The sequence below is a fragment of the Marisediminitalea aggregata genome (genome assembly GCF_900129565.1).
In the GTDB taxonomy this organism is placed as follows: domain Bacteria; phylum Pseudomonadota; class Gammaproteobacteria; order Enterobacterales; family Alteromonadaceae; genus Alteromonas; species Alteromonas aggregata.
In genome coordinates, this window is sequence record NZ_FQWD01000006.1 from 152,828 (window position 1) to 177,480 (window position 24,653).

Consider the following 24,653-nt stretch of genomic DNA (forward strand, 5'->3'; position numbering starts at 1 on the left):
CTTCTATTCTCCGTCTAATCCACGAATGGGATGTACTACACCCCACTTTTTACATGATGGGCATAACCAATAAAGCTTACGCCCGGAAAACCCACAGCTCTTACAGCGATAACGTGGGCGTTGTTGAATTTGTTTTCCAACCAATTCAGCCAGGTGCTGATAGGTCTGTTTGGCGTCGTTGTCGATTGTGTTGTCGCTATACAATTGCATTAGCCGATGGAAACCACGCATGGTCGGTGTTTTCTGCAACTGCGAAAACAAATAGTCAGCGGCTTGTTGATTACGATTTTGATTCACCATTATGGTGACCATTGCCAGATACGCCGTGGCGCTTTGCACCCAGTGTGTATTTAGCAAGGTTTCAAATTTATCCCAATCCTGGGTATGTTCAGTGATCTTCTGAATAACGGGTATGGCCTCAATAAACCAGTCTTCTTCCCGTTTGGCTACCTGCAGTAAATAATCAATTGACTCATCATAACGACCTTCATCGAAGGTGACCTGTCCCAGCATTAACCAGGGACGCGTGGCATGTTCGTCGGCATTTACGGCTTTTTGCAACAATGCCAGTGCGGATTCTAAATCTTGTTTATCCAGCTCGATTTGAGCTTGCTCACAATAAAAATGGGCGAGTTTTGTGCGCACCACTTCATTGTCTTGCAGCATCTTTTCTGCCAGCGCAATCGCCCTTTCCCACTCTTTTGTGGTCTGGTAAATAGCAAACAGTTGTTGTTGGGCAAAATCAAAATGCTTATCACTGGAAAGTAACTTAGCAAACGTGTCTTCAGCGCGCTCCAGAAAGCCCGCCTGCATATAATCCCGGCCCAACTCGCGTAACGCGGTTTCTCGCTGGGTTGATTGTAATTCATCACGGCTTACCAGGTTTTGGTGAACCCGAATTGCCCTGTCAATCTCACCACGATGGCGAAAGAAGTTGCCCATGGCGATGTGGGTTTCAGCGGTGTCGTTATTTAGGTTGATCATCTTGATCAATGTATCGACCGCCTTGTCTGGTTGATCAGACAGCAGGAAATTTAAGCCGCGATAGTAATGTTTGGAGAGAATGCTGGATTGTTTACGTTGCGCTTGCCTAACGCTATTTCGCCCCATGATATAACCATAGCCGGCTGCCACAGGAAGCAGCAAAAAGAGCAGCTCTAGCATGGGGATTATTCTTTCTGCAGTCTGTTGAGTTTAGCTTGCAGCCTGATCACTCTCACGCGTAGCGTTAGCCAACTACTCAATACCGCCAACACGCCAACTACAACGCCAAGACCAACTGCTATGGCAATCAGACTGGCAATGGTCATTTCAGTTTTGGCGATCAGATAATTTACCGAGATAACTGCATCATTTTGAGAGCCGACCGCGACGGCCAGAACCAACAATACAATAATGCAAAGAAAAAACACTAAGCCTTTCAAAAAAGCAATCCCAACAGAATACAATAATAACAGGATAGCAAAATGCTTACCCTGTTACAGTATGGATATACAAAAAAAGCACTGACAACAGTGCTTTATTTTATTTGGTTCAGGCTATTGACGCGTTTACCCGGTCACGTAGCTCTTTACCAGGCTTAAAGTGAGGAACGTATTTACCGTCCAGTTCCACCGTTTCGCCAGTCTTTGGATTACGACCGACACGGGGTGCCCGATAATGTAGTGAAAAACTACCAAAGCCGCGGATTTCAATGCGATCACCCTTCTGCAGGGTTTGCGCCATCTGCTCCAGCATTTCTTTGATAGCTGATTCAAGCTCTTTCGCCGGGATATGGCGAGCCTGATCAGCGAGCCGCTCAATTAGTTCAGACTTGGTCATGGTAACCTCTTTGTCATCGTCGATATGAAACAGCTTACATCAGTAAACACACGGTGCAAAGCACTTGTCTTAACACCGTGCGTCAGATGCTACAAAAGGTGATTACTCGCCTTTCGCCGCTTTAAAGGCTTCAGCCATTGCGTTAGCAAAACCAGCGTCTTCTTGCTGATTTACTTTATCGATAGCTTCTTTCTCGTCAGCCTGGTCTTTTGCTTTAACAGACAGGTTAACTACGCGGTTCTTACGGTCAACACCGATGAACTTAGCTTCGATTGAGTCGCCAACGTTCACTTCTTCAGAAGCGTCTTCTACGCGGTCGCGAGACAAGTCTGCAACACGGATGTAGCCTTCAACTTCTTCAGCCAGGTTAACAGTAACACCTTTAGCATCAGCTGCGGTAACTGTACCAGTAACGATAGCACCTTTCTTATTATCTGTCAGATACTTGTTGAAAGGATCTTCTTCGATTTGCTTAACGCCTAAAGAAATACGCTCACGCTCTGGGTCGACTTGCAGTACAACTGCAGAGATTTCGTCGCCTTTCTTGTAGTCACGAACGGCTTCTTCGCCAGTCTTGTTCCAAGAAATGTCAGACAGGTGAACCAGACCATCGATGCCGCCGTCAAGGCCGATGAAGATACCGAAGTCAGTGATTGACTTGATCTTACCAGACACTTTGTCACCTTTTTCGTGTGACTTAGCGAATGTTTCCCATGGGTTATCGATGCACTGCTTCAGACCCAGAGAAATACGACGACGCTCTTCGTCGATTTCCAGAACCATAACAGTTACTGTGTCGCCCAGGTTAACAACCTTAGATGGGTGGATGTTCTTGTTAGTCCAATCCATTTCAGAAACGTGAACCAGACCTTCAACACCGTCTTCGATCTCTACGAAACAACCGTAGTCAGTCAGGTTAGTTACCTGGCCAGTGATCTTAGTGCCTTCTGGGTAACGCTGAGCAATTTCTTGCCATGGATCGTTGCCCATCTGCTTCATGCCCAGAGATACACGTTGCTTGTCTTTGTCGAACTTCAATACTTTAACATTGATTTCGTCACCAACATTTACGATTTCACTTGGGTGCTTAACGCGCTTCCAAGCCATGTCAGTGATGTGCAGCAGGCCGTCTACACCGCCTAAGTCAACGAACGCACCGTAGTCAGTCAGGTTCTTAACGATACCTTTAACTTCATGACCTTCTTCCAGGTTCGCCAGCAGTGATTCGCGCTCTGCACTGTTTTCAGCTTCGATAACGGCACGACGAGAAACAACAACGTTGTTACGCTTAGCGTCCAGCTTGATTACTTTAAATTCAAGCTCTTTGCCTTCAAGGTGAGTAGTGTCACGAACCGGACGTACATCAACCAGTGAACCAGGCAAGAACGCGCGTACACTGTTAACTTCAACAGTGAAACCGCCTTTAACTTTACCGTTAATAACGCCTTTGATAGTGGCTTTGTCTTCGTAAGCTTTTTCCAGCTCAACCCATGCTTCGTGACGCTTCGCTTTTTCACGAGACAGGATAGTTTCACCGAAGCCGTCTTCTACTGCGTCTAGCGCAACATCAACTTCGTCACCGATAGCGATTTCTAATTCGCCTTCAGCATTTTTAAATTGTTCAGCTGGGATGGCACTTTCTGATTTGAGACCTGCGTCTACCAGAACGATGTCTTTGTCAATTGATACAACAGTACCTTTTACAATTGAACCAGGACGTGTTTCTAGTTCTTGTAAGCTCTCTTCAAAAAGTTGTGCAAAATTTTCAGTCATATTAATAAGTAAATATATTCAGTTGACATCCACGCTACATTCCCGATACCGTGGGGTTATTAAACAAAGTCATTACGTCCTGTAATAACTGTTGCGATGGCGAAAATCGCCTCCTGACTTACAGTCTGGAATTGATGATTTCCATAGCACTATCAAAGACTTGGTTAATATCCAAATCTGTTGAATCGATAATTACTGCGTCTTCTGCCGGTACCAGCGGTGCGACTGAACGTTGTGAATCACGTTCATCTCTGGCCTTGATATCGGTTAAAAGGCGCGCAATATTAACATCCATCCCTTTATCTTTCAACTGCGTATAGCGACGCTCCGCGCGGGCTTCAGCGCTTGCAGTAAGGAATAGTTTCACGACTGCGTCGGGGAAAACGACCGTACCCATATCGCGACCGTCAGCAATTAAGCCGGGAGTTTCCTGAAATGCGCGTTGTCGGCGCAACAGGGCTTCGCGAACACGGGCTAATGACGCAATTTGCGACGCAACCGCACCCACTTCTTCGGTACGAATGTCGTCGGTAACGTCTTCGCCTTCCAACACAACGCGGCGTTGGTTATTTTCTGTTTCAAAACTCACGTCTAACCCGGACGCCAGCGGCACAATGGCGGCTTCGTCGTCAATGGGTAAATCGTGATGCATAGCGGCAACCGCCAATACGCGGTATATCGCACCGCTGTCCAGCAAGTGCCAATTCAATTTTTCTGCCAATAGAGCGCTTAAGGTCCCTTTCCCGGCACCACTCGGGCCATCTACCGTTACTACGGGTGTTGGATGCATACCTGCTCCAGTTATTTAAATTTTTGTTAATGGATCGTCGAAATCGGCCGCAATTATACGCGTGTCAGGCAAATAGGCAATGATACAAGTCAATATTGCTCCGACCTGTTTGATTTTGTTTGCCAATTTTATATGTCTGAAAGTGAAGATAATGACCTGGATGGAAATCATGCTCACCGCGTAGCAGCCGGTGAGCATAATAAAAAACAAATCTGACTTATCGATGACAGATTGTGGCAAATCGCGTGAAATAATCAGGAAATGTTTTCGCAGTACAGCCCGGATCATTAATGGTTACCGGTGTATCGCTTAAACTCACTAACGAAAAGCACATCGCGATACGGTGATCGTTGTAGGTGTCAATTTCCGCATGCTTTAATGAAGTAGCAGGCGTCACACGAATAAAATCATGCCCCTCTTCTACTTCAACGCCTAATTTACGCAACTCTGTGGCCATCGCATTCAGACGGTCAGTCTCTTTTACCCGCCAGTTATAGATATTGCGGATACAGGTTTCGCCTTCGGCAAACAAGGCTGCAACGGCAATCGTCATCGCGGCATCCGGAATGTGGTTCATGTCCATGTCGACGCCTTTTAGCGGGGCACCGTGAATCACGACACAGTCGTCGAACCATTCAACCCTGGCACCCATTGCTTCCAGCACATCTGCGAAACGAATGTCGCCCTGGATGCTTTGTTTACCAATACCGGTAACTTTAACGCTACCACCTTTGATGGCACCCGCAGCCAGAAAGTAAGAGGCAGAAGAAGCATCGCCTTCAACCAGAAAACGTGATGGTGCAATGTACTTTTGACCGGCTCGAATAGTGAAATGCTGGTAATTATCGTTTTCTACCTGAACGCCAAATTTAGCCATGGTATCTAGTGTGATGTCGATATAGGGTTTCGATACCAACTCACCTTTAATGCTGATCACCGTGTCTTCACTGAACAAAGGAGCAGACATCAGTAGTGCGGTCAAAAACTGACTGGAAACACTACCGTCTACAGACAGTTTGCCGCCTTGAAGCGTTTTACCCGCTATATGTAGTGGCGGATACCCCTCGTTTTTCAGGTATTTGATATCAGCACCCGCTTCAAGTAAGGCATCAACCAGATCGCCAATCGGACGTTCTTCCATGCGAGGCTCGCCAGTCAGCGTGACGTTCACACTGGATGCGGCCAGCGCTGCGCACAATGGACGCATAGCGGTACCAGCATTACCTAAAAACAGTTCCAGGTGCTCAGCGTGATTAAACGCGCCACCTAACCCCTGAACAGTACATTCTGTTTTGCACTCGCTTAATTCGTAGCTTACACCTAGCTGAGTAAGCGCCTTTAACATGTGGCGAATATCATCACTGTCCAGCAGGTTCGTAAGTGTGGTTGTCCCTTCAGCCAGTGCGGCGAGCAATAGTGCGCGATTTGACAGGCTTTTTGAGCCTGGTACGTTTACTTCGCCGTCTATAGACGTGACCGGCGTTAACGTTAACTGTTCTACTGTCATGCGTAATGCTCCTCAAATTCACGCATGAATTTCACCAGTGCTTCTACACCTTCAACAGGCATCGCGTTGTAAATACTGGCGCGCATTCCGCCCACTGAACGGTGGCCTTTTAACGCCATTAGTCCGGCTTCTTTTGATTTCTCCAGGAAGACTTTGTCTAAGGCAGGATCAGCCAGATGGAACGGCACGTTCATTATTGAACGGTTGTCAGGATGCACGTTATTGCGGTAGAACGACGAGTCATCAATAGCGCTATACAGCAAATCTGCTTTGTGCTGATTAATGCTGGCCATGGCTTCCACACCGCCCTGCTCTTTTAACCACTGGAATACCAGTCCGGCTAAATACCAGGAAAACGTAGGTGGTGTGTTGTACATAGAATCTTTAGAGGCCATCAACGCATAATCAAATATTGATGGTGTGCTCTGACGCGCTTTGCCAATCAGATCATCGCGAACAATAACAAGCGACAGACCCGATGGGCCGATATTCTTCTGCGCACCGGCGTAAATAACACCGTATTTGCTCACATCAATTGGCTTAGACAGGATATTCGACGACATGTCAGCCACTAACGGTACGTTACCGGCCTCAGGTAGCCAATCAAAAGCAATACCGTCAACAGTTTCGTTCGGGCAGAAATGCAAATAAGCCGCAGACTGATCTATGTCAGACAGTGCAGGCTTTGGCACGGTTTGAAAACCATTGTGCTCGACCACCTGACCAATGATTTTAGCGTTGTTGTATTTGTTGGCTTCGTCTACTGCACCGCTTGACCAGGAGCCGCTTACCAGGTGCAACGAGGTATCGTCACTGGTAGACAGGTTTAACGGTACCGCGGCAAACTGACCACGACCGCCACCTTGTAAAAACAGGACTTTGTAGTTGTCAGGTACCTTTAATAAATCACGCAGATCCTGCTCTGCCTGAGCAGCAATCTCTATAAAGTCGGCACCACGGTGGCTGACTTCCATGACTGAACAGCCACTGTCACGCCAGTTTATGAACTCTTGTTGTGCTTTGGCCATCACAGCTGCTGGCAGCATGGCAGGACCGGCACTGAAATTAAATACTTGTTTCATGAGCTTTCTTAAACACTGTTATGGAGGCCTTCCTGATCCGCCGGTCTCTGTTAGACCAACAAACAGCCAGGCTTCCCTGACGGCAAAAAAACAAGCGGCACATAGCCGCTCGTTCACCATTTATTGTCCTGTTGAATCAGGATTTATTCGTCTGTCGCAGGCTCATTATTATCACCGTCTGTTGCGGTGTTTGTGGTTTCCATTGCTTCACCATTTTCGTCAAGCTCTGGCAGGACTTCTTCCACTTCTTCAATACGCTGTAACGCCACTACATGCTCGTCGTCAGCAGTACGAATCAGTCGCACGCCCTGTGTATTTCGACCTACCGTTGATACTTCGCTAACGCGGGTACGAACTAAAGTACCGGCATCGCTTATCAACATAATTTCGTCGTTTTCGTCTACCTGAACCGCGCCAACAACCTTGCCGTTGCGCTCAGATACTTTTATTGACACAACACCCTGTGTCGCACGACTCTTCGCCGGGTAGTCTGCCAGTGGTGTACGCTTACCGTAACCGTTTTCAGTAGCGGTTAGAATAGCACCGTCACCTTTAGGTACAATCAGTGATACAACCTTCTGACCTTCCTGAAGCTTAATACCGCGTACCCCGGTCGCAGTCCGGCCCATTGGACGTAGCGCATAAAGCTCCTCGCCTGTTTCTGGGTCCAGTTTTACCTCACCGGTTTCTGAGTCACGCAGTTTTTCGTTGAAACGAACAACCTTACCTTCATCAGAGAACAACATAATATCGTCATCGCCGTGTGTAATCGACACGCCAATCAACTCATCGCCATCGTTCAGGTTAACGGCAATAATACCGTTACTGCGCGGGCGAGAATACTGAGTCAGACTGGTTTTCTTCACCACACCATTGGCGGTGGCCATTAACACAAACTTGTCTTCTTCAAATTCTTTAATCGGCAGAATCGCGGTAATACGCTCGTCGTCTTCAAGCGGCAGAATATTCACAATTGGTCGACCACGAGCATTCCGGCTCGCGAGCGGCAACTGATACACTTTTAACCAGTACAGTCGACCACGGGTCGAGAAGCACAGAATATGGTCGTGAGTATTGGCTACCAACAGCTTTTCGATGAAGTCTTCGTCTTTCATCTTCGTTGCTGACTTACCTTTACCACCACGGCGCTGTGCTTCGTACTCAGTTAATTTCTGGTACTTAACATAGCCTTCGCGAGACAAGGTAACCACGACGTCTTCCTGCTCGATAAGATCTTCGATGTCGATGTCATGACTCGCGGCTGTGATTTCTGTACGGCGCTCGTCGCCGAACTCGTCACGGATTTTTTCCAACTCTTCACGAATCACTTCCATCAGACGCTCAGGGCTGCCCAAGATATGCAGTAACTCTGCAATCAACTCAAGCAACGCCTTGTATTCATCAAGGATTTTTTCGTGTTCCAGGCCTGTCAGTTTATGTAAACGCAGATCCAGGATTGCTTGTGCCTGTTGTTCAGTTAGGTAATACTGACCATCGCGAATACCAAACTCTGGCGCTAACCAGTCAGGACGAGCAGCGTCGTTGCCGGCACGCTGCAGCATTTCTGCTACGTCGCCCAACTGCCAGCCTTGTGATACTAATGCTTTCTTCGCATCAGCCGGGCTGGATGACGCTTTGATCAGGTCAATAACCGGATCAATGTTCGCCAGTGCAATCGCTAACCCTTCAAGAATATGCGCACGCTCTCTGGCTTTGCGTAATTCAAATACGGTACGGCGGGTAACCACTTCACGGCGGTGAAGAATAAAGGCTTCCAGTGTCTGCTTTAAGTTGAAAACTTTGGGCTGACCGTTGTCCAGTGCCACCATGTTGATACCAAACACGGTTTGAAGCTGTGTATTGGCATACAGGTGATTAAGCAGGACTTCTGCAGATTCGTTACGTTTAACTTCAATAACAATGCGCATGCCGTCTTTGTCAGACTCGTCACGCAGTGCAGAAACACCTTCAATTCGTTTTTCTTTAACCAGCTCAGCAATCTTTTCGATCAAGCGGGCTTTGTTAACCTGATACGGGATCTCGTTAATGATGATGGTTTCTTTACCGTTATCTTCGGTCTCAATTTCAGCACGCGCACGCAGGTAAATTTTACCACGACCGGTGCGATAGGCATCGTCAATTCCCTTACGGCCACTGATCATAGCAGCGGTTGGGAAGTCCGGGCCGGGAATGTATTCCATTAACTGATCGATACCCAGTGATGGGTCTTCGATAAGTGCAATACAGCCGTTAACCACTTCCGTTAAGTTATGTGGCGGGATGTTGGTCGCCATACCAACGGCGATACCCGAGGAACCATTAACAAGCAGGTTAGGTACTTTAGTTGGCAAAACCGCAGGGATCTGCTCGGTGCCATCGTAGTTCGGTACAAAATCTACCGTTTCTTTTTCAAGGTCGGCCAGCAACTCATGGGCGATTTTCGCCATGCGCACTTCGGTGTAACGCATCGCAGCGGCTGAGTCACCATCTACAGAACCAAAGTTACCCTGCCCGTCTACCAGCATGTAGCGCAATGAGAAAGGCTGTGCCATACGTACAATGGTATCGTATACGGCTGAGTCACCATGCGGGTGATATTTACCGATTACGTCACCGACCACACGGGCAGACTTTTTATAAGGCTTGTTGAAATCGTTTTTGAGTTCGTTCATCGCGAACAGCACACGGCGGTGTACTGGCTTTAAACCATCTCTTACGTCAGGCAGCGCTCGCCCAACTATAACGCTCATCGCATAGTCGAGATACGATGTTTTTAGCTCTTCCTCAATATTAATGGGGAGAATTTCTTTGGCGTTATCAGTCATAAACTGCTTGGTCCCTTATTATAAGTTTCTCGTGACAGGACAGTAATGTGACGTCCTTGCGTCATATTTCCCTTCCGACACGCATTTTGGGTCTTTTGATTAACCATTGAGTCTACCACCCAAAACAGCATTTATGTAGTGAATAATGTCCCGGATCGCAGCAAAAAAGCACGAGCGGACATTTTTTGTGCAATTACTCTTTCGTGATGAAATTTAGCCGTGAAGCAAATGTGGTTTTGAGGTATGTTGCGTTTCAAAGTACTTCTTAAATAGGTATTGGAAATCCCAATGTCATCTACTCAAAACGTTGACCAAACAGAAATCGACAAATTTTCGCAAATAGCTGAACGCTGGTGGGACCCGGAAGGCGAATTTAAGCCGTTACATATAATTAATCCACTTCGCCTTTCCTTTATAGAGACAGAAAGCGACGGTTTGTTCGGCAAAAAGATTCTGGATGTCGGCTGCGGCGGTGGCATTCTGGCGGAATCGCTCGCTCAACGTGGCGCAGATGTGACGGGTATTGATATGGCTGAAGCCTCGTTGGAGATAGCGCAGCTTCACGGCCTGGAATCTGGCATTAAAGTAGCGTACCACTGCACCAGTGCTGAGGCATTTGCAGCAGAACACGCCGGCAGCTTCGATGTTGTGACCTGTATGGAAATGCTGGAACACGTGCCAGACCCTGCCTCTGTGATCAAAGCCTGCACGGATTTGGTTAAGCCCGGAGGAAAAGTGTTCTTTTCTACTTTGAACCGCAATGTTAAATCCTACTTGCTGGGTATTGTCGCTGCGGAGTACGTACTGCAATGGGTACCCAAAGGCACGCATCAGTACCAACGTTTTATGAAGCCTTCAGAACTCATGAAGATCGCCGATCACGCCGGACTGATCCCACGATCGACGACGGGCATTCACTACGATCCGTTTAACCAGCAATTTTTGCTGTCGAATAAAAACATCGATGTGAACTATATTATTCATTGTGAGAAACCTGCTCTCTAACACAATATGTAGTGCTGTAAAATATAAAACAGCACTATATAGCGGTTTTTTATAAAAACGTTTTTTTCCGTCAAAAAAAATTTAAGCCGATCAAAAAAACGCAAAAATGCTTGCATTTATGCAAATGTCGCTAAGTTAGATGATAAACAGTTAGTCAACACTAACCAAAATATCTCTTGTGTTTGATCGGTGAATTAAGCACCAGATATTGGGTTGCAATAAAGGCAAAACCTCACTATCTTGTGGTTATCCGCACGTAGTCCTGTTCTGAGTCAGTTGAGTTTGAGGTCATCTGATCCCCCAGAACATTTGCGGATCGGTAGGATCAATCATCGATCCTACGGTAAGGAAAGCATTTAAAACAATAATTGGGCAATGCATCACCTGCCCCGCGACAAGCGCTAACAGACAAACGGCCAGTAAAAATGAATAACAATTTATCTGTCACCAAACGCAATGGTGAGAAAGAGCCCATTGATCTAGATAAAATTCACAAAGTCATCACTTGGGCAGCCAAAGACCTTCACAACGTCTCTGTTTCTCAAGTTGAAATCAAGGCACACATTCAGTTCTATGACGGCATTAAAACTGCTGAAATTCACGAAACACTGATTAAGTCTGCAGCTGACCTGATTTCTACCGATGCACCAGATTACCAGTATTTAGCCGCTCGCCTGGCGATTTTCCATCTGCGCAAGAAAGCGTTTGGCCAGTTTGAGCCGCCAGCGTTGTTTACGCACGTGGCCCGCATGGTGGACATGGGTAAATACGATCAGCACCTGCTGGAAGACTACACGCCAGAAGAATTCGCTGAAATGGATTCGTACATTGATCACTGGCGTGATATGAACTTTAGCTACGCTGCCGTAAAACAGTTGGAAGGAAAATACCTGGTTCAAAACCGGGTAACAGGCGAAATTTATGAAAGTGCTCAGTTCCTTTACATTTTGGTAGCCGCCTGTTTATTTGCGAACTACCCCAAATCTACGCGATTAGATTACATCCGCCGTTTCTACAATGCAGCGTCGACGTTCAAGATCTCATTGCCTACGCCTATTATGGCCGGTGTTCGTACGCCTACCCGTCAGTTTAGTTCTTGTGTGTTAATTGAAACTGGTGACAGCCTGGACTCAATCAACGCAACAGCGAGTGCAATTGTAAAATATGTGAGCCAACGCGCCGGTATCGGTGTGAATGCAGGTCGAATTCGTGCACTAGGCAGCCCAATTCGCGGTGGTGAAGCATTCCACACCGGATGTATTCCGTTCTATAAATATTTCCAAACGGCGGTGAAGAGCTGCTCTCAGGGCGGTGTTCGCGGTGGCGCAGCCACGTTGTTCTACCCACTGTGGCACCTTGAAATTGAATCGCTACTGGTATTGAAAAACAACCGTGGCGTGGAAGAGAACCGCGTTCGTCACTTGGATTATGGTGTACAGTTCAACAAGCTCATGTACCAACGCATGATGAAGGACGATTACATTACTTTGTTCAGTCCGTCAGACGTTCCAGGCCTTTACGACGCCTTCTTTGCCGACCAGCCCAAGTTTGAAGAACTGTACGTTAAATACGAACAGGACGAGTCGATTCGCAAGAAGCGTATCAAAGCCATGGAATTGTTCAGCTTGTTCATGCAGGAACGTGCCAGCACTGGCCGTATCTATTTGCAAAACGTTGACCACTGTAATACCCACAGTCCATTTGATCCGGCTGTTGCCCCAGTACGTCAAAGCAACCTGTGCCTGGAAATTGCGCTGCCAACCAAGCCGCTTGAGCATGTAAACGACGAAAACGGCGAAATTGCGTTGTGTACGCTGTCGGCGTTCAACCTGGGTGCAATCAAATCACTTGACGAATTTGAAGAATTGTCAGACCTTGCGGTCCGCGCCCTGGATAGCTTGTTAGACTACCAGGACTACCCTGTTCCTGCGGCGTACAATGCAACAATGAATCGTCGCACGTTGGGTATAGGTGTTATTAACTTCGCTTATTACTTGGCGAAAAACGGCGTGAAATACTCAGATTTCAGTGCAAATGGTTTGGTTCACCGCACCTTCGAAGCCATGCAGTATCACTTGCTAAAAGCATCGGTTAACCTGGCTAAAGAAAAAGGCGCGTGTCCTAAATTCAACGAAACGACATACGCCAAAGGTATTCTGCCAATCGACACCTACAAGAAAGACTTGGACAGCGTATGTGATGAACCACTGCACCTGGACTGGGAAGGGTTACGCGCAGAAATCGTAGAGCACGGTTTACGCAACTCTACCCTGTCTGCTCTGATGCCATCTGAGACCTCATCGCAGATTTCAAATGCCACTAACGGTATTGAACCACCTCGCGGTCATATCAGTATTAAGTCCAGTAAAGATGGTGTGCTGAAACAGGTTGTTCCTGAGTACGAGCGTCTGAAAGACCAGTACGAATTGCTGTGGGATATCCCGTCTAACGACGGTTACCTGCAACTGTGCGGCATTATGCAGAAGTTTATTGACCAGACAATCTCAGCAAACACCAGTTATAACCCGTCTAAGTATGAAAACAGTAAAGTGCCAATGCGCTTACTACTGAAAGACTTATTAACGGCGTACAAGCTGGGTGTTAAGACCCTTTACTACCACAACACCCGTGACGGTGCTGCTGATGCGGCCCCTGCTGAAGCCAATCAGGCTGAAACAAAACCGCAGGCACAAGCGGTTGTGGAGACTGAAGATGACGATTGCGCAGGCGGCGCCTGTAAGATCTAATATAAAAATAATGCCCGGCTATGATGTCGGGCGATTTTTTGCGCTAGTGAAGTGATTTGAAACTATGAAATACACCACGTTTAATCAAGAAAAAACAAACCAACTTGATGAACCCATGTTTTTCGGCAAGCCGGTTAACGTTGCCCGATACGACCAGCAAAAACATTCGATCTTTGAAAAGCTCATCGAAAAGCAAATCAGCTTTTTCTGGCGCCCTGAAGAAGTCGATGTAAGTCGCGACCGGGTAGACTTTCAAAAGCTCAGTGAACCTGAAAAACACATCTTTATTTCTAACCTGAAATACCAGACATTGCTTGACTCAGTGCAGGGCCGCAGCCCGAACATTGCGTTTTTGCCAATTATCTCGTTACCAGAGTTAGAAACCTGGGTAGAGACGTGGTCATTTTTCGAGACCATTCACTCTCGCTCTTACACGCACATTTTGCGGAATCTGTTTGTTGATCCCAGCGAAATCTTCGAAGACATCGTGGACAACGAAGAGATCAAACGTCGTGCGACCGACATCTCTCGCTACTACGACGATTTGATTTATGCGACCCAGCTTTGGCAAACACGCGGCGAAGGCACCTACGAATTAGACGGCGAGCCCTACGTTGTCACCATGCGTGAACTGAAGAAAAAAATGTACCTTTGCATGAATTCCGTTAATGCACTGGAAGCCATTCGTTTCTACGTCTCGTTCGCTTGTACCTTTGCTTTCGCCGAACGCGAACTCATGGAAGGTAACTCGAAGATTATTCGTCTGATTGCCCGTGACGAAAACCTGCATCTGACCTCAACCCAACACATTCTAAATCTGTGGGCGAAAGGCAAGGACGACCCGGAAATGGTCGAAATTGCAGAAGAATGTCATGAAGAAGCTAAAGCGATTTTCCTCAAAGCCGTAGAACAAGAAAAGCAGTGGGCAGAATACCTGTTCCAGCACGGTTCTATGATTGGCCTGAACAAAGAAATCCTATGTCAGTACGTGGAATACATTGCTAATCAGCGTATGTCTGCCATTGGAATGGGGACGCCGTTCGACGTAACCAGTAACCCACTTCCATGGATGAACAACTACCTGGTGTCAGACAACGTTCAGGTAGCGCCGCAGGAATCTGAAATCAGTTCTTATTTGGTTGGTCAGATTGATTCGTCGGTCAGTGAAGACGACTTCGCGGATTTCGAACTATAAGGAATGACCAACAAGGACGATGAGCACCGTATCGATATTATCGATACGGTGACAATCACCTCGCAACCCAACAAAACCCTGTTAGAAACCCTTGAAGCGCATAATGTTGACGTGCAATACCATTGTCGCGAGGGGTTTTGTGGCGCATGCAGAACAAAGATACTGTCTGGCGATGTAGACTACACCACCGATCCCCTCGCCTTTATCGACGACGATGAAATCCTGCCATGCTGTTGTAAGCCAAACAGTGACATCACAATAAAAATATCACCCTGAACTTCGAATGTAGTCTGTTTGGGTGAAGGTGTTTACCCACAATCACATCTGCCTACTGGTGAAACCTGCGTCATCATTGCGGAACAAGAGAAGTAAAAAGGCGCGATCAGCGCCGCGCTTTTACCCAGATAACCAGGGCAATACCGCCCAACACGCAAATAGCACTGAGTAACATTCGATAAGTGATGGGCTCTTGTAATGCTCCCCACCCCATGATCATAGCAATCACTGGAACAGACAGCTGAATAGTTGCAGCTTTGAGAGCGGCGATATGCGGCAGTACAGAATACCAAATGGCATACCCTACACCCGACGCAATAGCGCCCGACATCACAGCGTACAGAATACCGGTAGTGTTGTGAAAACTAGCTGTCATGTCAGGCGCCAAAAGTACTAATAAGAGTAACGCCATTGGCGCTGCTCTTAGAAAGTTGCCTGCTGTGGCATCGGTTGGCGCCCCTGCAGTTTTCCCCATAACGGAATATGCTCCCCAGGCAACGCCTGCTATGGCCATTAATAACGCACTGCCTAGCGCTGGCACTGCACTGTTTGGCAATAACAACATAATAAGACCTGTGACTGCCAGTAAAAACCCCAACCATTGAGGCGCGGTAAGCCTTTCGCCCTTTAACACTCCCCAAATGAGCATGGTGATTTGTACGGAGCCAAACAACACCAATGCCCCTGCGCCTGCACTCATTGTAATATACGCAAACGAGAATGCGGCAGCATATACAAATAAAGCCAGCGCCATAAGCCAGTTACCCCGCGTAGGGAATGAGCGCTGCGTCACTGCCACAATAATCAGCAAAGTTGCCGCACCGCTCACTATTCGCCAAGCCGTAAAACTGGCCGGATCGATTGCGGTCTCAACCAGCGCCATACGACACAACAATGAATTAGCAGCGAAAGCCAGCATGGCCAGTGTTGCCATGGCACTAAGTTTGATTATATTCATTGGCGGTCGTCCTGATCTCATTGCTTGTTTGAGAAACTGATAAAAAAATACCCGCAGATGCGGGTATTTAACAGTGTAATACGGTCAATGATTAAAGTGACAAGCCTAATCGCTCTGCAACTTCAATGTAGGTTTCAACCACTGAGCCCAACCCCTGACGGAAACGGTCTTTGTCCATTTTCTTATGGGTTTCTTTATCCCACAATCGGCAACCGTCCGGCGTGAATTCATCACCCAGTACGATGTTGCCTGCAGCGTCTACACCAAACTCAAGCTTGTAATCAACCAGGATCATGCCTGCTTCATCGAACATCGCTTTAAGTACGTTGTTGACTGCAAACGTAAGCTCTTTCATTTTGGCGATTTGCGCCTCTGTCGCCCAGCCAAATGACACAATATGGTAATCATTCACCATTGGGTCATGTAATGCATCGTTCTTTAGGAAGAACTCAAACAAAGGCGGATCCAGTAATTTACCTTCTTCTACACCTAAGCGGCGAACCAGAGAGCCGGCAGCAACGTTACGTACAACGCACTCAACTGGGATCATATCCAGTTTCTTAACCAGCGACTCAGTGTCAGACAGCAAAGCTTCAACCTGAGTAGCGATACCGGCTTCTTCCAGCTTGTTCATGATGAAGTGGTTAAATTTATTATTAACCTCGCCTTTGCGCTCTAACTGCTCAATTTTCTCGCCATCAAACGCCGAAGTGTCGTTGCGAAAATACAAAATCAGTTTATCGCTGTCGTCAGTCAGGTATACAGTTTTGGCTTTACCACGATAAAGCTCGTCGCGTTTTTCCATTGTGTGTCTCTTAGTTAAATGTCCAGGCCGTCTTCAGTCATTACCTGTTCAAAAGGTTTGAACAGCTGAGTCACCATTTTAGCATCAAATGGCTCACTCTCGTTATTCATAAACGTAATTGACGTTTTCTGACCCAGGTTAGTAATTTTTAAACGGTATTCATCGTAATCCAACAGCTGTGATTTATTGGAAGAAAACATGTTTTTCCACCAGCTTACCTGCTCATCGGTATACTGCACGAAGATCAACCCGTTGGATTTGTCCAAATCCTTCACGTTGAAGCCAAGCTTACGCAGTACCAATTGAATACGTGGCCATGCAATGTCGTACTGAGAATCCACAACAAACGCTGGATTACCGTCTGCATCGAAGCCCATTTCCATATCCAGGCCCTGGCGGATCAACGCAATACGCTGGTTAGTTGCTAATTGATTTAAGTACTCGTAATGTCCGATAACACGGTTAAGTACAGCAACTTCATCACGGCGACGCTGCATGGATGTCAGGTCGCTCAGGCCAGTTTGGCCTTGCTTGAAATCTTTTAGAGAAACAGAAAGTTGTGCAGTTCGGCCATGAGGCTTCATTGCTAACTCGAACTCGTACCGACCGGTAGCCGGTGTCTCAGTATCAGATGACCAGTTAAACCAGCTGCTTTCCTCATCTTTCTGATTCAGCACCATCCACCCGGTAACCAGCTTTCCTGTCTCCGGGTCAAAATTCTCAACGGCAACATTGCGGTCTTCTAGGTAACCAATGAGGGAATTCCAAATCGTTTTGTCTAACGCCTCATTATCTTTTACCTGGTCCAACAGTACAGTGGCGGCTTTGGAGCCGTCCTGAACGTGTGAACCACTCACCAGTGGAATAACTAACGACGGTGGGATCACTTCCAGATTGCGACCGATCATTTGTTCGCTGTCTGGTTGATTAACCGCAGGAATAGCAAAATCGTTACTAAATTCAGGGGCGTCTAAATCTGCAGGTACTTGCAAATGTGTGCGTTCGGTCGCTTTTACATAGGCATAGCTTCCCGACGCCGTTACGCGCTCTTGTTGTGAAGCACACGCTGTCAGAACAAGGCTGGCAATACCGCTTACCAAAGCCAGTTTTTTATTCATAATTATCTCTTATTCAGAAATGATGGCATATTCTACGAGTAACTCTTCGATGCTTTTTTGGCTCGCAAGTTCCGGTAAAACCATCGGCAATCGTAAAAATGGGCTTTTCATTAGTCCCATTTTATACAATGCCCACTTTGGCATCACTGGATTGGGTTCAATAAACAGTGCGGAATGCAGCTTTTCAATACTGGCATTAATGGTATTACAGCGATTGTTATCACCAGCCAGCGCTGCTTCACACATTTGTGCTATCGCGCGGGGGACGATGTTTGCCGTAACAGAAATAACACCATGGCCGCCTTCACACAGGAATTCTGCCGAGGAGCCGTCATCGCCACTCAGTAACGCGAAGTCATCGCCAACCAACGCCTGAGTTGCTTTCAGACGCTGAATATCACCAGTCGCATCTTTCAGACCAACTATATTTTTGTGTTGAGCAAGTTCTGCCACTGTTTCCGGTAGCATGTCAGCTACAGTGCGTCCGGGAACGTTGTAGAGGATAACAGGAATATCAGTTGCATCTGCGATTGCATTAAAATGCGCAATCATGCCTTTTTGCTGGGGCTTGTTGTAATAAGGGACTACACTCAAGAATCCATCGATCCCCAACCCGGCCATTTGTTCGCTCAGGAAAATCGCCTCGTCAGTGGAGTTCGCACCACTACCAGCAATGACCTTTGTTCTGCCTGCAGCAGCTGCAACCGTGTGTTTCACTACTTCGATGTGTTCATCAAAAGGCAGGGTCGCAGATTCACCTGTGGTGCCTACAGACACAATACCATGAGTGCCCTGCTGGATATGAAACTCAACCAGTGCATGTAACGCCTCGTAATCGATTTGGCCGTTGTCATGCATCGGTGTAACTAGTGCAACGTAACTACCGGTAAACATAATCTCTCCACTTTTTTCGAGCGCACATGGTAATTGTCAGGCCGCATAAAAACAAGCGTTTGCCGCGATTCAATAGCCATTATTACACTAAAATATAGGCCAGCCGGACAATCTTGATTTTCAATAGTGCTTTGATTTAAAAATTCAATGGGAATTGTCCGCCAATCGGCCAATTCGACTTTGCAGGGTACTATGTTAGAATCGGCGCCCCACAACGTGAGTCGGGTTTATGAAACAACAGTTAATCGCCGTAATTTTAGGAACGGATCAGGTAGGTATCCTTAGTGATATCGCCACCCTGGTCAGTGAATCCGAATGTAATATTCTGGACAGTCGTCATGCCATCTATGGGCAGGAGTTTTCGTTGACCATGATCATCGAAGGGTCTCATACCGCCATTACGCGTGTAGAACTGAGCATACCCGAACTCTGCCAGCGTCGTGATCTGCTCTCCATTTTAAAACGTACTCGCGAGCACACTAAACAAAACCTGACTCATCTCTACGACGTCGAGTTCAGTGGTGTTGACAACCCCGGACAGATCCAGGCCGTGACGCGTTTCTTTGCTGACCAACAAGTGTCTATCAGCGCGTTCCGACAAACTACCGCGGTAGATGAAGACACCGGACACAAAATGATGCGCTTTAAACTGGTCGTGAATATTCCCGACGACGTTCATTTAGCGGAGTTCCAGTACCGGTTAGAATTGTTGTGCCAAGTGCTTCATCTGACGGGAAAAATTGTAGATAAACACAAAGGATAAACCATGAAAACGCTAGTAGCAGGCGATGCAGCGCCAGCATTTACACTTCCGAATCAAAACGGTGACAGTATTTCTCTGGCATCATTTCAAGGCAAAAAAGTACTGGTTTACTTCTACCCGAAAGCCATGACGCCGGGTTGCACCGTTCAGGCTCAGGGTCTGCGGGATATCCAACAAGAACTCAAACAACACAACGTAGAGGTGCTGGGAATCAGCCCGGATGCAGTAAAACGCTTACCAAAATTCATTGAAAAAGAACAACTGAATTTTACGTTGTTGTCTGACGAAGACCATGCCGTTGCAGATGCTTTTGGCGTATGGGGTTTGAAGAAGTTTATGGGTAAGGAATACGACGGCATTCACCGTATCAGCTTCCTAATTGACGAAGAAGGCAAAGTTGAAAAGGTGTTCGATAAGTTTAAAACCAAAGAGCACCATCTGGTAATTTTAAACTACCTGAATGCCTGATCACGTCATTTAATATTAAGCCGGTTATTACCGGCTTTTTTTACGTCTGATTCACGCAAAGACATGTTGGTTTTTCCGAAGAAAGGCTTCAAATGATGTAGGTTCACGCCCTAGAGCTTGTTGCACGCCTTTTGCCCGTTTTTCATTTCTACCGTCCAATACTTCCGTAAACAAATATTCCAACATTGAGATAGTCCCCTGGTCTACACCCAACCGTGTGAGATTGTCAAAAAATGCATTGGCCGAAATCGTGGTAAATTTAACATCGCGACCTAACACCCTGTTAAACAATGCGACCAGTTCAGCGAAGCTGTATAGCGTCGCCCCTGTTACTTCATACAGTCGATTCTGGTGTTTTTCGCTAATCATTGAGTCAAACACAATGTCTGCTATGTCATCCACGTCGACAAAGGGCTCTTTTACATCCCCCACCGGTAACGAAACGTCGCCGCTAAGCAAAAACTGAGCAAATAATCCTTCAGAAAAGTTCTGCATGAACCAAGAGGCGCGAACAATCGTCCATGACAATCCACATGATGCAACAATCTGCTCACATGCCTGCGCTTCTTCTTCGCCGCGTCCGGAAAGCAACGTAATATGCTCGACCTGTTGCTGCCGCGCTAATGTACAAAGGGTACTGATATCCTCTTGCGCACCGGGCATTGCCAGATCAGGAAAGTAAGTAACATACACGGTTTTCACATTGCCAAATACTTCTGGCCAGTTTGATTTATCATGCCAGTCGAACCGCACATCTCCTGTGCGACTTGCTGCTTTAACCGGTTTATTTGCGGCTACTAATCTGGCAGTGACCCGCTTGCCTGTTTTACCTGTTGCGCCAATCACTAAATAATGGGTATTACTCATAGCTGCCTCCAAAGGATAATTGAGGATAGCCATGGTAGAAGTAAAAGCCCTTCACTTTACGATAATGCGTTCATAATCACCTGCAATTCGTTCACTTTGAGGTGATTAGCAAACTTTTGGTTACTCTTTTACATCACGAAGGCCATAATTCATTGAATGATAGTCACTGTTGAAATCAGCCTTAAACGAGAGCGCCCGCTCAAATTCGCGCTTCGCATTTACTTCATCACCGTTCAAATAATACACGTAAGCAAGGCTGTCATAAGCTTGTGGCGCAGTGGGGTAAAAATGCTCAAGAAAACCAACAATAGCCAGTGCAGGTTCCACCTTTCCCGCTCTGGCCAGACTTAACCCCGCTTCATTAATGGCTTTGCCCATAAAGCTGGTATATCCATGCTGTTTATACAATTCAGCAAACCTGGCTTTGAAACCTTCATTACCCAACGTCTGATATTGTTGATACACAAAATGCTTAGCCGGTAAAGCAAACGGCATACTCTCGGTGTTGTTTGCCAATGCGACTATTCGGTTTGATATTCTTTCAGCTACCAGTTCATCACTGTTTGCAAGCGAAACGATAACCAGTTTCTTATTCCGTAATACGTCTACCGCAGCACTTACCCCAGTGCCGCCACCATAAGCGCCAAAATGTGGTTTGTCGCCGAAGTACCAGGTAAACGAAGAGGCTCGCCGCTCTAACAGACGATCGGTGAAAAACAACACCCGAAAAAACTGCAGTACGTCGTCTACCGTCGCCTCGATGCCACCATCTGGCCCCGACACTTCACGGAACTCTGTACGCTCTTGTATTTGTTCAAGATTAAACACGTAGCGTTCAGACTGACAGGTATCGCCTTCAAGTCGATGCAATGACGCTGTTTTTGCCTGAACCGGCACAAAGATATTGTCATGTAACAATGTCCCAAAGGTTTTTCCGGATAAAGACTCAAGCGCTGCGCCCAATAAGATGTAGCCATAATTTGAATACCGGCGATCAGTACCGGGTTCAAATAACAGCGGTTTATTTCGGAGCAAGGCCACTTTCTTATCCAGGGTATCGTATTTAAGTGGGTTATCCATGTATTCCGGTACAAAGATATCGCTAAAACCCGCCTGATGTTTCAACAAATGGCCAATGGTTACTTTTTTTGCAATAACAGGATCCAGATCCAACCCTGTCTCAGCTAGTGTGGTGTCCAGAGTAAGTTCACCACTCTCGATGTATTGCAGCACTAGCACCGCAGTATAGATTTTTGCTATCGAGCCAATGTTAAACCGCGTACAAGCCTGATTTTTAATGACTGTGGCTTTATTTGCATAACCATATGACTTAAGCACTTTTTGACCGCGCTCATTGGCAATAAGCAAATTGCCGGAAAACCATCCGGCCTTGACGTAATCCTGGATTATCGCTGAACTTTGTTCGAGGAGTGCCGATGGCTCGATGCTGAGCGTTTGGGCCGATGAGGTTTGGTCAGCAACACATTGACTGCTAATACAAAACCAAAAAGCGAGGCCTGCCATGCGTGATTTTATTTTCATTTTTGCGTTCCTTTGCAGGTTTATACCGTATAGACAATGTGTTGCGATGTCATCACATCACAACAATGGGCAATGTAACCGTTGGCTTGCCGCCCGTTGAACTCTTTATTGGTTAATTTAAACTCAAACCCATTGATAATAACAACGAAAACAGCGCTATTATAAGTCTTGGTTTGTTCGGGAGAATCAAATTATGTGTGACGAAAAAACAGAGCGCGATGCCGCGCATTATGCCAAAAAGCACAACACCATGGACCGCAGGCAGTTTAACACCCTTCTCGCTTTAGGTGCGCTAGGTACCGTACTCCCTCAGTTTGCTGTGGCGAATACTTCTTTGAACCGCCAACAAGTTATGGTTAACACACCGGATGGCGTTGCGGATTGTCTTTTGGTTAGCCCATCAACAGGTAAACACCCTGCTGTCATTATGTGGCCTGATATTAAGGGGCGTCGGGAAGCGTTTGATACTATGGGCAGTCGATTAGCGGCAGAAGGTTACGCGGTATTAGTGGTTAACCCATTCTACCGTGACGTAAAAGGCGCAGCTCTACCGGACGGCATCGAATTCCCGGCACCTGAGGCCAGAGCTATTCTGTCTCCAATGCGTGCAAAATTAAATCAGGACGCTGTTGTTAGCGATGCAACGGCCTTTTTCCGCTTTTTGGACGAGCAGCCCAACGTTGATTCAACGAAACAGGGGGCTGTGATGGGCTACTGCATGAGTGGGGCCTTTACCATGTACGCTGCCGCGGCCCTGCCCGACCGTATCGGTGCAATCGCCAGTTATCATGGCGGTGGACTGGCGACCGACAAAGAAAACAGTCCTCACCTGACTGTTGCTGATTCAGATGCATTAGCTTTACATGCGATTGCGGAAAATGACAATGAACGCGCGCCGAATATGAAACCCTTGCTTACAGAAGCTTATAAGCAGGCGGACATTGCCGCTGACGTTGAAGTGTACCCCGGTACACTCCATGGCTGGACTCCACCAGACTCAAAGGTCTACAACGAAGAACAAGCGGAAATTGCCTGGGCAAAAACCCTGGCTATGTTCAAGAAAGGTTTGGTCTAAATTAGAAGAGTCAGGCTACCTGTGATGGTAGCCTGACCAACAGACTTAAGGCTCGGCCGGCACTTCGGGTGAGCTGGACCAGGCTGACACAACAGCTTTTACCAACGTAGCCAGAGGAATGGCAAAGAACACGCCCCAGAACCCCCATAAACCGCCGAAGAACAACACGGCTACAATAATATAGAGCGGGTGTAAGCTAACTGCTTCTGAAAATAAAATAGGCACCAACAAATTTCCGTCCAGCGCCTGAATAATGCCGTAGGCGACCATCAGATACCAAAATTCAGGGGTAATGCCCCATTGGAACATAGCCACGACAGCAACCGGAATAGTCACCACCGCGGCACCAATGTAGGGGATTAGTACCGATAAGCCGACCAGCACACCCAACAACAGTGAATAACGCAAATCCATAATGGCAAAGGTTATACAAGACACCGCGCCCACAATGATAATCTCAATGACCTTACCGCGAATATAATTGGCGATTTGTACGTTCATTTCATTACCCACCTGGGTAATCAGCCGACGTTCGCGAGGCAGTAAGCGGGAAATACTGTCGGTAAAATACGGCTTGTCCTTCAGCATGAAGAACACCATTAACGGCACCAGTATTAGGTAAATAAGCAAAGCGGCAACACTGGCAATTGAGCTGAACGACGCGGTTAACGCTTCCTGACCAAAGTCGACAAGGTGTTGATTCGCGCCTTCCATCATTTCATAAATTTGTGGGAACTGAACGTACTCCGGGTATTTGTCGGGTAAGGTTAACAACCAATCCTGGGCTTTTTGCCAGATATTCGGCAATTCCTGCACAAGACTCATGCTTTGTTTAGTTACAACGGGGACCAGCCCCACCATGAGCAAAACCATAATCGATACAAAGCAAATTAACACCAGACTGCAGGACAACGTACGTTTCATACCCAGCCGGGTTAACTGAGATACCGGCCAATCAAGCAAGTATGCGATGATCGCCGCTACGATAACTGGCATCAGCATGTTTCCCCAAACCACCAGAACAGCACTGGTAATTAAAATGAGGATCAACAGCATTGTGGCATCGGGATCTGAAAATTTGCGCTTATACCACCGCCCAAAAATACTTAACATGTAGACATCCTTTACGTACCCATCTTAGG

22 protein-coding genes are annotated in these 24,653 nt (G+C 46.9%); 7 read left to right on the top strand and 15 right to left on the bottom strand.

Going from position 1 to position 24,653, the window contains the following annotated elements:
* Positions 1–3: 3 nt before the first annotated feature.
* From lapB to gyrA, 8 genes are all read right to left on the bottom strand, one after another.
* Entirely contained in the window at positions 4–1,164 is a 1,161-nt protein-coding gene (gene lapB, locus BUB81_RS17290; protein ID WP_073324605.1) for a lipopolysaccharide assembly protein LapB, read from the bottom strand.
* A 5-nt stretch (positions 1,165–1,169) separates the two neighbouring features.
* On the bottom strand, positions 1,170–1,424 hold the full coding sequence (locus BUB81_RS17295; protein ID WP_073324843.1) for a lipopolysaccharide assembly protein LapA domain-containing protein: 255 nt from the start codon (positions 1,422–1,424) through the stop codon (positions 1,170–1,172).
* 109 nt (positions 1,425–1,533) lie between these two features.
* Positions 1,534–1,845: an integration host factor subunit beta gene (ihfB, locus tag BUB81_RS17300; RefSeq protein WP_255053223.1), complete on the bottom strand. Its 312-nt coding sequence runs from the start codon at positions 1,843–1,845 to the stop codon at positions 1,534–1,536.
* A 78-nt stretch (positions 1,846–1,923) separates the two neighbouring features.
* Positions 1,924–3,594, bottom strand: coding sequence for a 30S ribosomal protein S1 (rpsA, locus tag BUB81_RS17305; RefSeq protein WP_073324607.1), 1,671 nt, complete (start codon positions 3,592–3,594; stop codon positions 1,924–1,926).
* A gap of 118 nt (positions 3,595–3,712) precedes the next feature.
* The gene (gene cmk, locus BUB81_RS17310) at positions 3,713–4,384 is read right to left on the bottom strand and encodes a (d)CMP kinase (protein ID WP_073324608.1); all 672 of its coding nucleotides are present in this window, start codon (positions 4,382–4,384) and stop codon (positions 3,713–3,715) included.
* Positions 4,385–4,601: 217 nt separating this feature from the next.
* Positions 4,602–5,891: a 3-phosphoshikimate 1-carboxyvinyltransferase gene (gene aroA / locus BUB81_RS17315; RefSeq protein WP_073324609.1), complete on the bottom strand. Its 1,290-nt coding sequence runs from the start codon at positions 5,889–5,891 to the stop codon at positions 4,602–4,604.
* The gene (serC, locus tag BUB81_RS17320; protein WP_073324610.1) at positions 5,888–6,973 is read right to left on the bottom strand and encodes a 3-phosphoserine/phosphohydroxythreonine transaminase; all 1,086 of its coding nucleotides are present in this window, start codon (positions 6,971–6,973) and stop codon (positions 5,888–5,890) included. The genes aroA and serC overlap by 4 nt, the downstream gene beginning before the upstream one ends.
* 143 nt (positions 6,974–7,116) lie before the next feature.
* Positions 7,117–9,798 (bottom strand): DNA topoisomerase (ATP-hydrolyzing) subunit A, encoded by a 2,682-nt coding sequence (gyrA, locus tag BUB81_RS17325; RefSeq protein ID WP_073324611.1) that lies wholly within the window; start codon positions 9,796–9,798, stop codon positions 7,117–7,119.
* A gap of 288 nt (positions 9,799–10,086) precedes the next feature.
* Between gyrA and ubiG the strand changes: the two genes are divergently transcribed.
* The 4 genes from ubiG to yfaE all read left to right on the top strand — a co-directional run bounded on the left by ubiG (position 10,087) and on the right by yfaE (position 15,021).
* On the top strand, positions 10,087–10,803 hold the full coding sequence (ubiG, locus tag BUB81_RS17330; protein ID WP_073324612.1) for a bifunctional 2-polyprenyl-6-hydroxyphenol methylase/3-demethylubiquinol 3-O-methyltransferase UbiG: 717 nt from the start codon (positions 10,087–10,089) through the stop codon (positions 10,801–10,803).
* Between the two features lie 425 nt (positions 10,804–11,228).
* Positions 11,229–13,550 carry a class 1a ribonucleoside-diphosphate reductase subunit alpha gene (gene nrdA / locus BUB81_RS17335; RefSeq protein ID WP_073324844.1) on the top strand — a complete coding sequence of 774 codons (2,322 nt, stop codon included), beginning with the start codon at positions 11,229–11,231 and terminating at the stop codon, positions 13,548–13,550.
* A gap of 64 nt (positions 13,551–13,614) precedes the next feature.
* Positions 13,615–14,745 carry a class Ia ribonucleoside-diphosphate reductase subunit beta gene (gene nrdB, locus BUB81_RS17340; protein WP_073324613.1) on the top strand — a complete coding sequence of 377 codons (1,131 nt, stop codon included), beginning with the start codon at positions 13,615–13,617 and terminating at the stop codon, positions 14,743–14,745.
* Positions 14,746–14,748: 3 nt separating this feature from the next.
* Entirely contained in the window at positions 14,749–15,021 is a 273-nt protein-coding gene (gene yfaE / locus BUB81_RS17345; protein WP_073324614.1) for a class I ribonucleotide reductase maintenance protein YfaE, read from the top strand.
* Between the two features lie 106 nt (positions 15,022–15,127).
* Here the strand turns inward: yfaE and BUB81_RS17350 are convergent, their stop codons facing one another.
* The 4 genes from BUB81_RS17350 to dapA form a co-directional block, all read right to left on the bottom strand.
* On the bottom strand, positions 15,128–15,979 hold the full coding sequence (locus BUB81_RS17350; RefSeq protein ID WP_084526684.1) for a DMT family transporter: 852 nt from the start codon (positions 15,977–15,979) through the stop codon (positions 15,128–15,130).
* Positions 15,980–16,070: 91 nt separating this feature from the next.
* Positions 16,071–16,784 (bottom strand): phosphoribosylaminoimidazolesuccinocarboxamide synthase, encoded by a 714-nt coding sequence (gene purC / locus BUB81_RS17355; protein WP_073324616.1) that lies wholly within the window; start codon positions 16,782–16,784, stop codon positions 16,071–16,073.
* A gap of 14 nt (positions 16,785–16,798) precedes the next feature.
* Positions 16,799–17,902, bottom strand: coding sequence for an outer membrane protein assembly factor BamC (gene bamC / locus BUB81_RS17360; protein ID WP_073324617.1), 1,104 nt, complete (start codon positions 17,900–17,902; stop codon positions 16,799–16,801).
* Between the two features lie 9 nt (positions 17,903–17,911).
* Positions 17,912–18,796, bottom strand: coding sequence for a 4-hydroxy-tetrahydrodipicolinate synthase (gene dapA / locus BUB81_RS17365; protein ID WP_073324618.1), 885 nt, complete (start codon positions 18,794–18,796; stop codon positions 17,912–17,914).
* 229 nt (positions 18,797–19,025) lie between these two features.
* On the opposite strand from dapA, the gene BUB81_RS17370 reads away from it, so the two are divergent.
* Positions 19,026–19,559 (top strand): glycine cleavage system transcriptional repressor, encoded by a 534-nt coding sequence (locus BUB81_RS17370; protein ID WP_073324619.1) that lies wholly within the window; start codon positions 19,026–19,028, stop codon positions 19,557–19,559.
* A gap of 3 nt (positions 19,560–19,562) precedes the next feature.
* Positions 19,563–20,027: a thioredoxin-dependent thiol peroxidase gene (gene bcp, locus BUB81_RS17375; protein ID WP_073324620.1), complete on the top strand. Its 465-nt coding sequence runs from the start codon at positions 19,563–19,565 to the stop codon at positions 20,025–20,027.
* 51 nt (positions 20,028–20,078) lie between these two features.
* Here the strand turns inward: bcp and BUB81_RS17380 are convergent, their stop codons facing one another.
* A complete protein-coding gene (locus BUB81_RS17380; protein WP_073324621.1) occupies positions 20,079–20,894 on the bottom strand; it encodes an NmrA family NAD(P)-binding protein in 816 nt (271 codons plus the stop codon).
* 120 nt (positions 20,895–21,014) lie between these two features.
* Complete coding sequence (locus tag BUB81_RS17385; RefSeq protein WP_073324622.1) at positions 21,015–22,436, bottom strand: serine hydrolase domain-containing protein; 1,422 nt, start codon at positions 22,434–22,436, stop codon at positions 21,015–21,017.
* A 193-nt stretch (positions 22,437–22,629) separates the two neighbouring features.
* Here BUB81_RS17385 and BUB81_RS17390 point away from each other — a divergent pair, with 193 nt between their 5' ends.
* Complete coding sequence (locus tag BUB81_RS17390; protein ID WP_073324623.1) at positions 22,630–23,511, top strand: dienelactone hydrolase family protein; 882 nt, start codon at positions 22,630–22,632, stop codon at positions 23,509–23,511.
* Between the two features lie 45 nt (positions 23,512–23,556).
* Here BUB81_RS17390 and BUB81_RS17395 read toward each other — a convergent pair whose 3' ends face one another.
* The gene (locus BUB81_RS17395; RefSeq protein ID WP_073324624.1) at positions 23,557–24,624 is read right to left on the bottom strand and encodes an AI-2E family transporter; all 1,068 of its coding nucleotides are present in this window, start codon (positions 24,622–24,624) and stop codon (positions 23,557–23,559) included.
* Between the last annotated feature and the right edge of the window lie 29 nt (positions 24,625–24,653).